The following is a 13,977-nucleotide window of genomic DNA, read 5'->3' on the forward strand; positions in this document are numbered from 1 at the left end:
TGCGCCTCAGGCGGCGCGGCTGGCGCGCTTGCGGTCGTTCTCGGTGCGGTGCTTCTTGCGGAGGCGGATCTGCATCGGCGTGATCTCGACCAGCTCGTCGTCGTCGATGAACTCCAGCGCCTGCTCGAGCGACATCTTGATCGGCGGGATCAGCCCCTCGTCCGCGTCCTTGCCGGCGGCGCGGAAGTTGGTGAGCTGCTTGCCGCGCAGCGCGTTGACGGTGAGGTCGTTGTCCTTGGAGTGGATGCCGACGATCTGGCCCTCGTAGATCTCCTCGCCCGGCTCGATCAGCAGGCGGCCGCGCTCCTGCATCGCCATCTGCGCGTAGGCCGGCGAGGGGCCGGTGCCGTTGGAGATGAGCACGCCGTTCTGGCGCTGACCGATCGTGCCCTCCGCCTTCGGGCCGTAGTGGTCGAAGACGTGGAACAGCAGGCCGGTGCCGGCGGTCAGGGTGCGGAACTCGGTCTGGAAGCCGATCAGGCCGCGCGCCGGGATGATGAAGTCGAGGCGCACGCGGCCCTTGCCGTCGGGCTCCATGTTCTGGAGCAGGGCGCGGCGCTCGCCGAGGCGCTGCATCACGCCGCCCTGGTACTGCTCCTCCAGGTCGACCACGAGCGACTCGTAGGGCTCCATGAGCTGGCCGTCGATCTCCTTGATGATGACCTCGGGACGCGACACGGCCAGCTCGTAGCCCTCGCGGCGCATGGTCTCGATCAGGATCGACAGGTGCAGCTCGCCACGGCCGGAGACGCGGAACTTGTCGGCGTCCTCGGTGTCCTCGACCTTGAGCGCGACGTTGTGCTGGGTCTCGCGGGTCAGGCGGTCGCGCAGCTGGCGGCTGGTGAGGAACTTGCCGCCGCTGCGCTCCTTGACGCCGGCGAACGGCGAATCGTTGACCTGGAAGGTCATGGAGATGGTCGGCTCGTCGACGGTGAGGACCGGCAGCTGCTCGACGCCGTCCGGCGCGCACACCGTCTCCGAGATGCCCAGCTTCTCGATGCCCGAGATCGCGATGATGTCGCCCGCCTGCGCCTCGGCCACCTCGTGGCGCTCCAGGCCGTGGAAGCCCAGCACCTGCAGCACCTTGCCGCTGCGGGTCTTGCCCTCGCGGTCGATGATGGTGACCTGCTGGTTGGTCCTGATCCTGCCGCGCTGGACGCGGCCCACGCCGATGATGCCGACGTAGTTGTTGTAGTCCAGCGAGGTGATGCGCATCTGGAAGGGACCTTCGAGGTCGACCGGCGGCGGCGCGACCTTGTCCACGATGGCCTGGAACAGCGGCGTCATGTCGCCCGAACGCACGGTCTCGTCGAGCCCGGCGAAGCCCTGCAGGCCCGAGGCGTAGACCACCGGGAAGTCGAGCTGCTCGTCGGTGGCGCCGAGGCGGTCGAACAGGTCGAAGGTCTGGTCCAGCACCCAGCTCGGGCGCGCGCCGGGGCGGTCCACCTTGTTGATGACCACGATCGGCTTGAAGCCCATCGCGAAGGCCTTCTGGGTCACGAAGCGGGTCTGCGGCATCGGCCCGTCCATCGCGTCGACCAGGATCAGCACCGAGTCGACCATCGACAGCACGCGCTCGACCTCGCCGCCGAAGTCGGCATGGCCGGGCGTGTCGACGATGTTGATGCGGTATTCCTGCCCGTCGGGCGCGGTCCAGCGGATCGCGGTGTTCTTGGACAGGATGGTGATGCCGCGCTCCTTCTCCAGGTCGTTGGAGTCCATGACCCGGTCGGCCACGACGGCGCGTTCGGCGAAGGTCCCCGACTGCTTCAGGAGCTGGTCGACGAGGGTGGTCTTGCCGTGGTCGACGTGCGCGACGATGGCGATGTTGCGGAGGTTCTGGACGGACATGAAGGTCGGGCTCGCGGCACGCCTGCTCGCAGGCGCGCGACTGGGGGAAGGGAAACCGCCGAGTATACCGGAGCCCCGCGACCGCCGTCGGACAGCGTTCACCCTGCGGCGGGGGAGTTGTCTGGCGCCGCGGGCGCCCCCACATGTGCGCGCACAACCCCCACGAAAGGCCACCCATGTCCGATCTGATCGCCACCTTCGCCACCGAGCGCGGCCCCATCCGCGTGCGCCTGTTCCCCGACAAGGCGCCCGTCACCGTCGCCAGCTTCGTGAACCTCGTCCGCCGCGGCTTCTACGACGGCCTGAAGTTCCACCGCGTCATCGCCGACTTCATGATCCAGGGCGGCTGCCCCGAGGGGTCGGGTCGCGGCGGTCCCGGCTACCGCTTCGAGGACGAGGCCGACAACGGCCTGCGCCACGACGGCCCGGGCGTGCTCTCGATGGCCAACGCCGGCCCGAACACCAACGGCAGCCAGTTCTTCATCACCCACGTCGCCACGCCGTGGCTCGACGGCAAGCACACCGTGTTCGGCAAGATCGTCGGCGAGCCCGACCAGAAGGTCGTCAACGCGGTGCAGGGCGGCGACGTCATCGACAAGGTGACGATCGAGGGCGACGTGGACGCCGTGCTGGCCGCGAAGCAGGACCGCGTGGCCGAGTGGAACCGCGTGCTCGACGCCTGATCGCGCACGCCCGGCGCCGGCCCCCCGGCGCCGTCGGCGGCGGCGCTGCGGGCGGGACCTGCGTGCTACCATTCCGCGGCTGTTCGCCGCGTTTTCACCCACTACGTCGAGAGGTTGTCCGGATGCCGCAGCTCGCCCAGCGCGTCGGTCGCGCCAAGCCCAGCGCGATCATGGTCGTCGCCGAGAAGGCCAAGCAGCTCAAGGCGGAAGGGCGCGACATCATCAGCTTCTCGATCGGCGTGCCCAACTTCCTGCCGGGGCCGCACGTCTACGAGGCGGTCCGCCAGGCGCTGGACCACGACTCCGGCCAGTACGGCAGCAACCGCGGCGATCCGGCCGTGCTCGACGCCTTCCTGAAGCACATGCTGCCGCTGGGCCTGGACGGCTACACCCGCGAGAACGTGGTGGTGACGGTCGGCGCCAAGCACGCGCTCTACAACCTCGCCGAGGCGCTGCTGGACGAGGGCGACGAGATCGTCTTCCCGACCCCGTACTGGACCAGCTACCTCGACATCGCCGAGATCGTCGGCGCGAAGGTGACCGCGCTGCCGTGCCCGCCGGAGCAGGACTACAAGCTCACTCCGGCGCAGCTGGATGCCGCGCTGCAGTCGAAGCCGCGGCTGTTCCTGTTCAACAACCCCTCGAACCCGACCGGCATGGTCTACACCCGCGCCGAGATCGAGGCGCTGGCCGACGTGCTGGCGAAGCATCCGGACACCTGGGTCGTCACCGACGACATCTACAACCGCATGGTGTTCGACGGCATCGGCTACCACAACTTCGTGCACGCGCGCCCCGAGCTGCGCGACCGGGTGATCTTCGCCGACTCCCTGTCCAAGACCTACGGCATGCCCGGCTGGCGCGTCGGCTTCCTGGCCGGCCCGGTGGACGCCATCCGTGCGGTGGTGACCCTGAACTCCAACGCCATCACCAACGTGCCGGAGATCGTGAACGCCGCCGCCGTGGCCGCGCTGACCGGCCCGCAGGACGTGCCGGACGCCAAGTGCCGGGAATTCCAGGCCAAGCGCGACCAGGTGATGGCGGTGATGGAGTCCATCCCCGGCCTCGTCTGCCCGCGGCCGCAGGGCGCCTTCTACGTGTTCCCGGACGTGTCCTTCGCCTTCGGCAAGTCGCACCACGGCCGGCGGATCGAGAACGACGTGGACCTGTGCGACGCGCTGCTCGACGCCAAGGGCGTGGCCTGCGTGCCGGGTTCGGCCTTCGGCGAGCCGCGCGCGCTGCGCATCAGCTACACCTGCCCGACGCCGCAGCTGGCGCCCGGCCTCGAGCGCTTCCGCGAGTTCTTCGCCGAGCTCGCCTGAGCCGCACCGGCCCCTGCAGCGCCGGCTGCCGCCCCCGATACCCGTTCGACCAGGAGAATCCTCGATGAAGACCCCCGTACGCGTCGCCGTGACCGGCGCAGCCGGCCAGATCGGCTACTCCCTGCTGTTCCGCATCGCCTCGGGCGAGATGCTGGGCAAGGACCAGCCGGTCATCCTGCAGCTGCTCGAGCTGCCGATGGAGAAGGCGCAGGCCGCGCTCAAGGGCGTGATCATGGAGCTCGAGGACTGCGCGTTCCCGCTGCTCGCCGGCGTGGTCGGCACCGACGATCCGGAGGTCGCGTTCAAGGACGCCGACATCGCCCTGCTCGTCGGCGCGCGCCCGCGCGGCCCGGGCATGGAGCGCAAGGACCTGCTGCTCGAGAACGCCAAGATCTTCACCGCCCAGGGCGCCGCGCTGAACAAGGTCGCTTCGCGCGACGTCAAGGTGCTGGTGGTCGGCAACCCCGCCAACACCAACGCCTACATCGCGATGAAGTCCGCCCCCGACCTGCCGGCGAAGAACTTCACCGCCATGCTGCGCCTCGACCACAACCGCGCCCTCAGCCAGCTGGCGGAGAAGGCCGGGGTGCCGGTCGGCGACATCGAGGGCCTGGTGGTGTGGGGCAACCACAGCCCGACCATGTACCCCGACTACCGCTTCGCCACCGCCGGCGGCCGGAAGCTCAAGGAGCTCGTCAACGACGAGACCTGGAACCGCGAGACCTTCATCCCCAAGGTCGGCAAGCGCGGCGCCGCCATCATCGAGGCGCGCGGCCTGTCCTCGGCCGCCTCCGCGGCCAACGCCGCCATCGACCACATCCGCGACTGGGTGCTGGGCTCCAACGGCAAGTGGGTCACGATGGGCGTGCCGTCGGACGGCAGCTACGGCATCCCCGAGGGCGTCATCTACGGCGTGCCGGTGATCACCCAGGACGGCGAGTACACGGTGGTCAAGGACGTCGAGATCGACGAGTACAGCCGCCAGATGATGGACAGGACCCTCGCCGAGCTCGAGGAGGAGCGCAGCGGCGTGGCGCACCTGCTGGGCTGAGTCCGCGGTCGCGCGGCGCTTCGCGAAGGGCGGCTCCGGCCGCCCTTCGTCGTTTCCGCGTGCGGGCCGTACCGCTTCGACCAAGGTCGAAGGCCGCTCGCCCCGCGGCGGTCGTAGCCTAGGCCCATCGTTTCCCCCGGACGACAGGCATGACGCAGCAGGGCCAGACGTACGAAGAAGTCTACCGGTACTCCATCGAGCAGCCGGAAGCGTTCTGGGCGGAGCAGGCGAGGGCGATCGACTGGCAGCGGCCGCCGGAACGCATCCTCGACTATTCGCATCCGCCGTTCCGCCGCTGGTTCGTGGGCGGCACCACCAACCTCTGCCACAACGCGGTGGACCGGCACCTGGCCGCACGCGCCGACCAGCTCGCACTGGTGGCGGTGTCCACCGAGACCGGCCTCACCCGAGAACTCACCTACCGCCAGCTCCATCGCGAGGTGAACGCCGCCGCGGCGGTGCTGAAGTCGCTCGACGTCGGGCGCGGGGACCGGGTCGTGGTCTACATGCCGAACATCGCCGAGGCGGTGGTGGTGATGCTCGCCTGCGCGCGCATCGGCGCCATCCACTCCGTGGTGTTCGGCGGCTTCGCCGCGCACAACCTGGCCCTGCGCATCGACGACGCCAGGCCGAAGCTGCTGGTCTGCGCCGACGCGGGCATGCGCGGCGGCAAGGTCGTGCGCTACAAGCCGCTGGTGGACGCCGCGCTCGAGGAGGCCGCGCACCCGCCGCCGCACGTCCTCGTCGTCGGCCGCGGCCTGGATCCGGACCTGCGCCGGGTCGACGGGCGCGACCTCGACTACGCCGAACTCGTCGGCCGCCACGCGGATGCGGACGTGCCGGTGGAGTGGCTCGAATCCAACGCGCCGAGCTACCTGCTCTACACCTCCGGCACCACCGGCAAGCCCAAGGGCGTGCAGCGCGACGTCGGCGGCTACGCGGTGGCCATGGCGCTGTCGATGCGTACCGTCTACGACGTCGGCCCGGGGCAGGTGATGTTCTCCACCTCGGACGTGGGCTGGGCCGTCGGGCACAGCTACAACGTCTACGGACCGCTGATCGTGGGTGCGACCTCGCTGCTGTACGAAGGGCTGCCGACCAGTCCCGACGCGGGCATCTGGTGGTCGCTGTGCGAGAAGTACGGCGTGCGCACCATGTTCTCCTCGCCCACCGGCGTGCGCGTGCTGAAGAAGCACGACCCTGCCTTCCTCCGGAAGTACGACCTGTCGGCGCTGAAGTGGCTGTTCCTCGCCGGCGAGCCCCTGGACGAGCCCACCGCGCGCTGGATCAACGAGGGCCTGGGCAAGCCGGTCATCGACAACTACTGGCAGACCGAGACCGGCTGGCCGGTGCTGTGCCTGCTGCCGGGACTGGACCTCAAGCCCGGCAAGTTCGGCTCGCCCGGCCTCCCGAACCTGGGCTACCGGCTGCGCGTCATCGACGAGACCACGGGGCAGGACGCCGCGCCGGACCAGAAGGGCGTGCTGGTGATCCAGCCGCCGCTGCCGCCGGGCTGCCTGTCCACGGTGTGGAACGACGACAAGCGCTTCCTGTCGAGCTACTTCAGCCACTTCAAGGAACTGCTGTACAGCTCGCTCGACTGGGCGGTGCGGGACGCGGACGGCTACACCTTCATCCTCGGCCGGACCGACGACGTCATCAACGTGGCGGGGCACCGGCTCGGGACCCGCGAGATCGAAGAGGTGGTCTCGGGGCATCCCGCGGTGGCCGAGGCCGCGGTGATCGGCTGCGCCGACGAACTCAAGGGACAGGTGCCCGTCGTCTTCGCCACCCTGCGCGCCGCGGGCGACAACGCGGCGCGCGCCGAGGCCGCGCGCGGCATGAGCGCGCGCGTGGTCGAGCAGCTCGGCGCCGTCGCGCGGCCGGCGCGCGTCTACATCGTCGGTGCGCTGCCGAAGACCCGCTCCGGCAAGCTGCTGCGGCGTTCGCTGGCGGCGATCAGCGAACGCCGCGACCCCGGCGACCTGTCCACGCTCGACGATCCCAACGCGCTGGAGGAGATCAAGCGCGCGCTGGTGCGGGGGCCGGACTTCGGAGGCTAGGGGCGCCCGCGCTGCGGCGGCCGCGCCGCCGCCTGCCGCGCGGCGCGATTCTGTGCCGCAGCACGACCGCCATCGACCGCGCTGCTAGAATCCTCGGGATATCCGCGCCGCGCATCGTGCGCCGGCGCCGTCCCCGTTCGCCGGGTCCGGACGCCACTCGCGGCGGCCGCCGGCGGCCAGTCCCAGGAGTCGCGCAATGTCGCAGACGCAGTCCCCGGGCGCGGCCTTCCGCGCCGCGCTCGTCGAAGAATCCCCCCTGCAGGTCGTCGGCGCGATCAACGCCAACCACGCCCTGCTGGCCAAGCGCGCGGGCTACCGCGCCATCTACCTGTCGGGCGGCGGCGTGGCCGCAGGCTCGCTGGGCCTGCCCGATCTCGGCATCAACACGCTCGACGACGTGCTCGTCGACGTGCGTCGCATCACCGACGTGTGCAACCTGCCGCTGATGGTCGACATCGACACCGGCTTCGGCCCCAGCGCCTTCAACATCGCGCGGACGGTGAAGTCGCTGATCAAGGCCGGCGCGGCCGCCTGCCACATCGAGGACCAGGTCGGCGCCAAGCGCTGCGGCCACCGGCCCGGCAAGGAGATCGTCACCGCGGACGAGATGGTCGACCGCGTCAAGGCGGCGGTGGACGCCAAGACCGATCCCGACTTCTTCCTGATCGCGCGCACCGACGCCATCGCCGTCGATGGCGTGGACGCGGCGCTGGAGCGCGCGCAGCGCTGCGTCGAGGCGGGCGCCGACGGCATCTTCGCCGAGGCCGCCTACGACCTCGAGACCTACAGGCGCTTCGTGGAGACGCTGAAGGTGCCGGTGCTGGCCAACATCACCGAGTTCGGCAAGACCCCGCTGTTCACCCGCGACGAGCTGGCCTCGGTGGGCGTGGCGATCCAGCTGTATCCCCTGTCCGCGTTCCGCGCGATGAACAGGGCCGCGGAGAACGTCTACGCGGCCATCCGCCGCGACGGCCACCAGAAAGCCGTGCTGGACACCATGCAGACCCGCGAGGAGCTCTACGACCGCATCGGCTACCACGCCTTCGAGCAGCACCTCGACGCGCTCTACGCCAGGAAGCGCGGCTGACGCGCCCCCCGCCGCGCCCGTCGCGGCCACGCCGCGCCCCCGGCGCGGACACCCCACGCTCAAACAGGAGACGCTCCATGTCCGAAACCCCGGCCCCGACCTTCAAGCCGAAGAAGTCGGTCGCGCTGAGCGGCACCGCCGCCGGCAATACCGCGCTGTGCACCGTCGGCCGCAGCGGCAACGACCTGCACTACCGCGGCTACGACATCCTCGACCTGGCCACCACCAGCGAGTTCGAGGAGATCGCCTACCTGCTGGTGCACGGCAAGCTGCCGAACCGCGCGGAGCTGGCCGGCTACAAGGCCAAGCTGAAGGCGCTGCGCGGCGTGCCGGCGGCGGTGAAGGCCGCGCTGGAGCAGTTGCCGCCCTCGGCCCACCCGATGGACGTGATGCGCACCGGCGTGTCCGTGCTCGGCTGCATCGCGCCGGAGAAGGACGACCACAACCACCCGGGCGCGCGCGACATCGCCGACAAGCTGATGGCTTCGCTGGGCTCGATGCTGCTGTACTGGTACCACTACAGCCACAACGGCCGGCGCATCGAGGTGGAGACCGACGACGACTCCATCGGCGGCCACTTCCTGCACCTGCTGCACGGCGAGGCGCCGCGCGAGAGCTGGGTGCGCGCGATGCACACCAGCCTGATCCTCTACGCCGAGCACGAGTTCAACGCCTCGACCTTCACCGCGCGCGTGATCGCGGGCACCGGCAGCGACATGCACTCCTGCATCGCCGGCGCGATCGGCGCGCTGCGCGGCCCCAAGCACGGCGGCGCCAACGAGGTCGCCTTCGAGGTGCAGAAGCGCTACGAGACGCCCGACGAGGCCGAGGCCGACATCAAGGCGCGGGTCGAGCGCAAGGAAGTCGTCATCGGCTTCGGGCATCCGGTCTACACGGTGTCCGATCCGCGCAACAAGGTCATCAAGGAAGTGGCGCGGCAGCTCTCGGCCGAGCAGGAGAGCATGAAGATGTACGACATCGCCGAGCGCCTGGAGTCGGTGATGTGGGACATCAAGAAGATGTTCCCCAACCTCGACTGGTTCAGCGCCGTGAGCTACCACATGATGGGCGTGCCGACGGCCATGTTCACGCCGCTGTTCGTGATCGCCCGCACCGCCGGCTGGAGCGCTCACGTCATCGAGCAGCGCATCGACGGCAAGATCATCCGTCCGAGCGCGAACTACACCGGTCCCGAGGACCGCGAGTTCGTGCCGATCGACCGCCGCTGATCGTCGTGCCGGAACGGGAAGGCCGCGCGGATGCGCGGCCTTCTTCGTGATGGGGTGGGTGCGTAGGGCGGACCGGGACGCAGTCGCGCCCGGCCACGGGACGCGGCTGCTACAGGCGCAGGACCCGGTAGAAGGCGTGGTCGCCGATGGTCTTCACCTTCGGCGCGTTGGCCCAGGCCGGGTTCGCGTACAGCGCGGCGAAATGGCTGGCACCCGGCACCACCTCGTTGCGCTCGCCGGGAGGCAGCGCCCACTGCTGCTGGACGTCCAGCGCCACCTCCGCGGATGCGGTCCAGGCCTGCACGTTCTTCAGGCGGTGGCCGGGATGGACGATGGACGGCGCGAACTGGCCGCGCGCGGTGACGACCTCGCAGACGCTGTCGCCCCAGCGGCCGCTGTCGAGGCGGCGGAGGGCGACCTCCGCGACGGCACGCTGTCCCTCGATGGACTGGTTGCGCGCCTCGAGGTAGATCGTCGTCGTCAGGCACAGCGGGTCGGCGACCGGCTGTGGAAGGATCTGCGCGAGCCAGAGGATCAGGCTCAACTTCATGGCGTTCTCCTTGCTCCGTTGCGCGGTCCACCCGCGCCCCGCTGAACAGGGAACGCGTTTTGCCGTGGAAGACCCGCCTGGCGTGATGGGGAAGCACGGCTCCATGCCGTTTCATGTTCCGCAAGACTTTGATTCGGAACATAAAAAACCCGCGAGGCCATGTGCCGCGGGTCTGCAGTGGCGCGCACCTTATCCGCGCAAAACGCAACGTCAGGTGAACGGCCCGTTCGCGGGCCGCTCACAATGCACGATTGTCTGCTAGGCCGCAGCCGCGCAAAAAACGTGATGTTCGTCACGATTGTCGGGTGCGTGCGACCCGCCCCGCGGGCATGCCGCGTCGCGCACGGCTGGCATGCGGGCGCCGGCGTGCGACCCGCTCCACACCGACGGCCCGGCGTGCTCAGAGCGTCGCGGCGAGGCGGCTGCCCTGCGCGATCGCACGCTTGGCGTCGAGTTCCGCCGCCAGGTCCGCGCCGCCGATGCGATGCGCCTGGCGCCCCTGCGCGGCCAGTGCCGCCTCCAGGTCGCGTCGCGGCTCCTGGCCGGCGCAGACGACCACGTTGTCCACCGGCAGGCAGCGCGTCTCGTCGCCGATGCGGATGTGCAGGCCGGTGTCGTCGAAGCGCTCGTAGTGCACGCCGCCGAGCGCGGTGACGCCCCTGGCGCGGAGACTGGCCCTGTGGATCCAGCCGGTGGTCTTGCCGAGCCGCGCGCCGGGACGGCCCGGGGAGCGCTGCAGCAGCCAGATCTCGCGGGCGGGCGGGGCGGGGCGCGCCGGCGCCAGGCCGCCGCGGTTCTCGAAGTCGGGATCGACGCCCCATTCGCGCATCCACTGGCGCGCATCGTGCTCGGTCGCGTCGCCCTCGTGCACCAGGAAGCTGGCGACGTCGAAGCCGATGCCGCCCGCGCCGACGATCGCCACCCGCCGTCCCGGCCGCGCGCGTCCTTCGAGCACGTCGAGGTAGCCGAGCACGCGCGGGTCGTCGGCGCCCGGGAAGTCGACGCGGCGCGGCACCACCCCGGTCGCGAGCACGATCTCGTCGAACCCGAGCAGGTCGTCGGCGGTGGCCGCGTGTCCCAGGCGGCGCACCACGCCGACCTCGTCGAGGCGGTGGTCGAAGTAGCGCAGCGTCTCGTCGAACTCGCGCTTGCCGGGAATCCGCCGGGCGAGGTTGAACTGGCCGCCGATGACCGGTGCGGCCTCGAACAGGGTCACCGCATGCCCGCGCTCGGCGGCGACGGTGGCGCAGGCCAGGCCCGCGGGACCCGCGCCCACCACGGCGATCCGGCGCGGCGTCGCCACGGGCCGGTACACCAGTTCCGTCTCGTGGCAGGCGCGCGGGTTCACCAGGCAGGTCGCGCGCTTCTGCGCGAACACGTGGTCCAGGCAGGCCTGGTTGCAGGCGATGCAGGTGTTGATGCGCTCCGGCGTTCCCGCTCGCGCCTTGGCCACCCAGTCGGGATCCGCGAGGAAGGGCCGGGCCATCGACACCATGTCGGCCTCGCCGGCGGCCAGGATGCGCTCGGCCACCTCCGGCATGTTGATGCGGTTGGTGGCCACGACCGGCACGCCGACCAGGGGCCGGAGCTTGCCGGTGACGCCCGCGAAGGCCGCGCGCGGGACCGAGGTGGCGATGGTCGGCACGCGCGCTTCGTGCCAGCCGATGCCGGTGTTGATGAGCGTCGCGCCGGCGGCCTCGACCGCGCGCGCCTGCATCACGATCTCGTCCCAGTCCGAGCCGTCCTCCACGAGGTCGAGCAGGGACAGCCGGTAGATCAGGATGAAGTCGGGGCCGCAGCGTTCGCGGATGCGGCGGACGATCTCCACCGCGAAGCGCATCCGCGCCTCGGGCGAGCCGCCCCAGGCGTCGGTGCGGCGGTTGGTCCGCGGCGCGAGGAAGGTGTTGATCAGGTAGCCCTCCGAGCCCATGACCTCGACGCCGTCGTAGCCCGCCTCGCGCGCGTTCGCCGCGGCGCGCACGAACGCCTCGATCTGGCGCTCGACGTCGCGCGCGCCCAGGCCGCGCGGCGTGAACGGATTGATCGGTGCCTTGAGCGGCGACGGGGCCACGGAGAAGGGGTGGTAGGCGTAGCGGCCGGCATGCAGCAACTGCGCACAGATGCGCGCGCCTTCGGCATGGACGGCCGCCGTCACCGCACGATGCCGCCGCGCCTCCCAGCGCCAGCCGAGATGTCCGGAGAAGGGCTTGAGCCAGCCGCGCAGGTTGGGCGCGAAGCCGCCGGTGACCATCAGCCCGACGCCGCCGCGCGCGCGTTCGGCGAAGTAGGCGGCCAGCTTCGGGAAGTCGGCCCGCCGGTCCTCGAGTCCGGTGTGCATCGAGCCCATCAGCACGCGGTTGGGCAGGGTGCAGAAGCCGAGGTCCAGGGGAGCGAAGAGGTGCGGGTAGGCGGTCATGTCGATACGCACGCGTACGGGTGGCGCACAGTGCCCCGAAGCGCATGCCGGGGGCAAGGCGTCGGCGCGCCTACGCGCGACGGCCACACCGCGCCCGCCACACTCCGGACTCCGCTGCCCGCCAGGAGGAACCGATGGCCGACCACGACGCGCGCTCCGCGGCGCGCCCCGCGTTCGACGCGCCCATCGATGCCGTCGCCGACTACGTGCTGGGCGACGCGCCGGCCTCGGCCGAGGCCATGGAGACCGCGCGCTACGTGCTGCTCGACTCCCTGGCCTGCGCGATGCTGGCGATGAAGTTCCCGGCCTGCACCCGGCACCTCGGCCCGCTGGTGCCCGGCGCCGTCCTGCCCGGCGGCGCCCGCGTGCCGGGCACGGACTTCGAGCTCGATCCCGCCCAGGCCGCCTACAACATCGGCGTGCAGGTGCGGTGGCTGGACTTCAACGACACCTGGCTCGCGGCGGAGTGGGGCCATCCCTCGGACAACCTCGGCACCATCCTCGCCGTCGCCGACTGGCAGGGACGGCAGGCCGAGCGCCGGGGCAGGCCCGGGCCGACCGTCGCCGACGTGCTCGGCTGGTCGATCAAGGCCCACGAGATCCAGGGCGTGCATGCGCTCAGGAACAGCTTCAACCGCGTCGGCCTGGACCACGTCATCCTCGTGCGGCTGGCCTCCACGGCGGTCGCCACCGCCATGCTCGGCGGCAGCCGCGACCAGGTCCGCAACGCCGTCTCGCACAGCTGGATCGACAACGGCGCGCTGCGGACCTACCGGCACGCGCCGAACACCGGCCCGCGCAAGAGCTGGGCCGCCGGCGACGCCTGCCGGCGCGCCGTCATCCATGCCCTCAACGCGGTGCACAAGGACGTGGTCGGCTATCCCAGCGCGCTCTCGGCCCCGACATGGGGCTTCTACGACGTGGCGTTCGGCGGCAGGCCGTTCGAGTTCGACCGCGCCTTCGGCAGCTACGTCATGGAGAACGTGCTGTTCAAGATCAGCTACCCGGCCGAGTTCCACGCGCAGACCGCCGTCGAGTGCGCCATGGCCCTGCATGCCGAGGTCGCGCTGCGCCTGGACGAGGTCGAGCGCATCGTCATCGAGACCCAGGAGGCCGGCGTGCGCATCATCGACAAGACCGGTCCCTTGGCGAACTACGCCGACCGCGACCACTGCATCCAGTACATGGTCGCGGTGCCGCTGATCTTCGGGCGCCTGACCGCCGAGGACTACGGCGACGCGGTCGCCGCGGACCCGCGCATCGACGCCCTGCGGGCGCGGACCGAGGTGGTCGAGAACCCTGGATTCACGCGCGACTACCACGACCCCGGGAAGCGCTTCATCGGAAACGCGGTGCAGGTTTTCTTCAAGGACGGCAGCAGCACCCGCCGGGTGTGCGTGGATTACCCGGTCGGCCACCGGCGACGCAGGGCCGAGGGCATCCCGTTGCTCATGGACAAGTTCGACGCGGCCATCGGCGCGCATCTGCCGGCCGACCGGGCCGAGGCGCTCCGCGCGCTGGCCCGCGATCCCCGGGCGCTGCTGTCGCTGCCCGTGTCTAAGTTCATGGCCCGGCTGGTTTTATAGGCAGGCCCGGACAGCTTCGTGAGGATCGTTAGGACTGTGTTAACCTGATCTTCACTGCCGATCGATAAGCTGAACGAGATGGCGCGCCGGGTTGGCCGTCACCACCCCTCCGACGTTGCACGACGGAATTCCTTACAAA

Annotated in this window: 10 protein-coding genes; 7 read left to right on the top strand and 3 right to left on the bottom strand. The window is 70.6% G+C overall.

The features are described 5' to 3' along the window. Nucleotides 1-6 precede the first annotated feature (6 nt). Entirely contained in the window at nt 7-1,851 is a 1,845-nt protein-coding gene (typA, locus tag ACFO3Q_RS16635) for a translational GTPase TypA (RefSeq protein WP_377006001.1), read from the bottom strand. Nucleotides 1,852-2,027: 176 nt separating this feature from the next. Here typA and ACFO3Q_RS16640 point away from each other — a divergent pair, with 176 nt between their 5' ends. From ACFO3Q_RS16640 to prpC, 6 genes are all read left to right on the top strand, one after another. Next, nucleotides 2,028-2,534, top strand: a complete 507-nt coding sequence (locus tag ACFO3Q_RS16640) for a peptidylprolyl isomerase (RefSeq protein WP_377006002.1) — start codon at nt 2,028-2,030, stop codon at nt 2,532-2,534. Between the two features lie 122 nt (nt 2,535-2,656). Further along, nucleotides 2,657-3,856, top strand: coding sequence for a pyridoxal phosphate-dependent aminotransferase (locus ACFO3Q_RS16645; RefSeq protein ID WP_377006004.1), 1,200 nt, complete (start codon nt 2,657-2,659; stop codon nt 3,854-3,856). Nucleotides 3,857-3,920: 64 nt separating this feature from the next. Next, nucleotides 3,921-4,907, top strand: coding sequence for a malate dehydrogenase (locus ACFO3Q_RS16650; protein WP_377006005.1), 987 nt, complete (start codon nt 3,921-3,923; stop codon nt 4,905-4,907). Nucleotides 4,908-5,056: 149 nt separating this feature from the next. Next, complete coding sequence (gene prpE, locus ACFO3Q_RS16655; protein WP_377006007.1) at nt 5,057-6,970, top strand: propionate--CoA ligase; 1,914 nt, start codon at nt 5,057-5,059, stop codon at nt 6,968-6,970. A gap of 196 nt (nt 6,971-7,166) precedes the next feature. Beyond that, on the top strand, nt 7,167-8,057 hold the full coding sequence (gene prpB / locus ACFO3Q_RS16660) for a methylisocitrate lyase (RefSeq protein WP_377006009.1): 891 nt from the start codon (nt 7,167-7,169) through the stop codon (nt 8,055-8,057). 77 nt (nt 8,058-8,134) lie between these two features. Next, nucleotides 8,135-9,286, top strand: coding sequence for a bifunctional 2-methylcitrate synthase/citrate synthase (gene prpC, locus ACFO3Q_RS16665; RefSeq protein ID WP_377006011.1), 1,152 nt, complete (start codon nt 8,135-8,137; stop codon nt 9,284-9,286). Nucleotides 9,287-9,395: 109 nt separating this feature from the next. On the opposite strand, the gene ACFO3Q_RS16670 is transcribed toward prpC, so the two are convergent. Continuing rightward, nucleotides 9,396-9,836, bottom strand: coding sequence for a cell wall hydrolase (locus ACFO3Q_RS16670; RefSeq protein ID WP_377006013.1), 441 nt, complete (start codon nt 9,834-9,836; stop codon nt 9,396-9,398). Between the two features lie 400 nt (nt 9,837-10,236). Then, nucleotides 10,237-12,252, bottom strand: a complete 2,016-nt coding sequence (locus tag ACFO3Q_RS16675) for an oxidoreductase (protein ID WP_377006015.1) — start codon at nt 12,250-12,252, stop codon at nt 10,237-10,239. Between the two features lie 134 nt (nt 12,253-12,386). Between ACFO3Q_RS16675 and ACFO3Q_RS16680 the strand changes: the two genes are divergently transcribed. Next, complete coding sequence (locus ACFO3Q_RS16680) at nt 12,387-13,838, top strand: bifunctional 2-methylcitrate dehydratase/aconitate hydratase (RefSeq protein WP_377006017.1); 1,452 nt, start codon at nt 12,387-12,389, stop codon at nt 13,836-13,838. The last annotated feature ends 139 nt before the right edge of the window (nt 13,839-13,977 follow it).

The organism is Coralloluteibacterium thermophilum (assembly GCF_042654365.1).
Lineage (GTDB): Bacteria > Pseudomonadota > Gammaproteobacteria > Xanthomonadales > Xanthomonadaceae > Coralloluteibacterium > Coralloluteibacterium thermophilum.

What these genes read in the sequence shown, in the direction of transcription:
- typA (WP_377006001.1), bottom strand. Translation starts at nt 1,851, where the DNA reads ATGTCCGTCCAGAACCTCCGCAACATCGCCATCGTCGCGCACGTCGAC.
- ACFO3Q_RS16640 (WP_377006002.1), top strand. Translation starts at nt 2,028, where the DNA reads ATGTCCGATCTGATCGCCACCTTCGCCACCGAGCGCGGCCCCATCCGC.
- ACFO3Q_RS16645 (WP_377006004.1), top strand. Translation starts at nt 2,657, where the DNA reads ATGCCGCAGCTCGCCCAGCGCGTCGGTCGCGCCAAGCCCAGCGCGATC.
- ACFO3Q_RS16650 (WP_377006005.1), top strand. Translation starts at nt 3,921, where the DNA reads ATGAAGACCCCCGTACGCGTCGCCGTGACCGGCGCAGCCGGCCAGATC.
- prpE (WP_377006007.1), top strand. Translation starts at nt 5,057, where the DNA reads ATGACGCAGCAGGGCCAGACGTACGAAGAAGTCTACCGGTACTCCATC.
- prpB (WP_377006009.1), top strand. Translation starts at nt 7,167, where the DNA reads ATGTCGCAGACGCAGTCCCCGGGCGCGGCCTTCCGCGCCGCGCTCGTC.
- prpC (WP_377006011.1), top strand. Translation starts at nt 8,135, where the DNA reads ATGTCCGAAACCCCGGCCCCGACCTTCAAGCCGAAGAAGTCGGTCGCG.
- ACFO3Q_RS16670 (WP_377006013.1), bottom strand. Translation starts at nt 9,836, where the DNA reads ATGAAGTTGAGCCTGATCCTCTGGCTCGCGCAGATCCTTCCACAGCCG.
- ACFO3Q_RS16675 (WP_377006015.1), bottom strand. Translation starts at nt 12,252, where the DNA reads ATGACCGCCTACCCGCACCTCTTCGCTCCCCTGGACCTCGGCTTCTGC.
- ACFO3Q_RS16680 (WP_377006017.1), top strand. Translation starts at nt 12,387, where the DNA reads ATGGCCGACCACGACGCGCGCTCCGCGGCGCGCCCCGCGTTCGACGCG.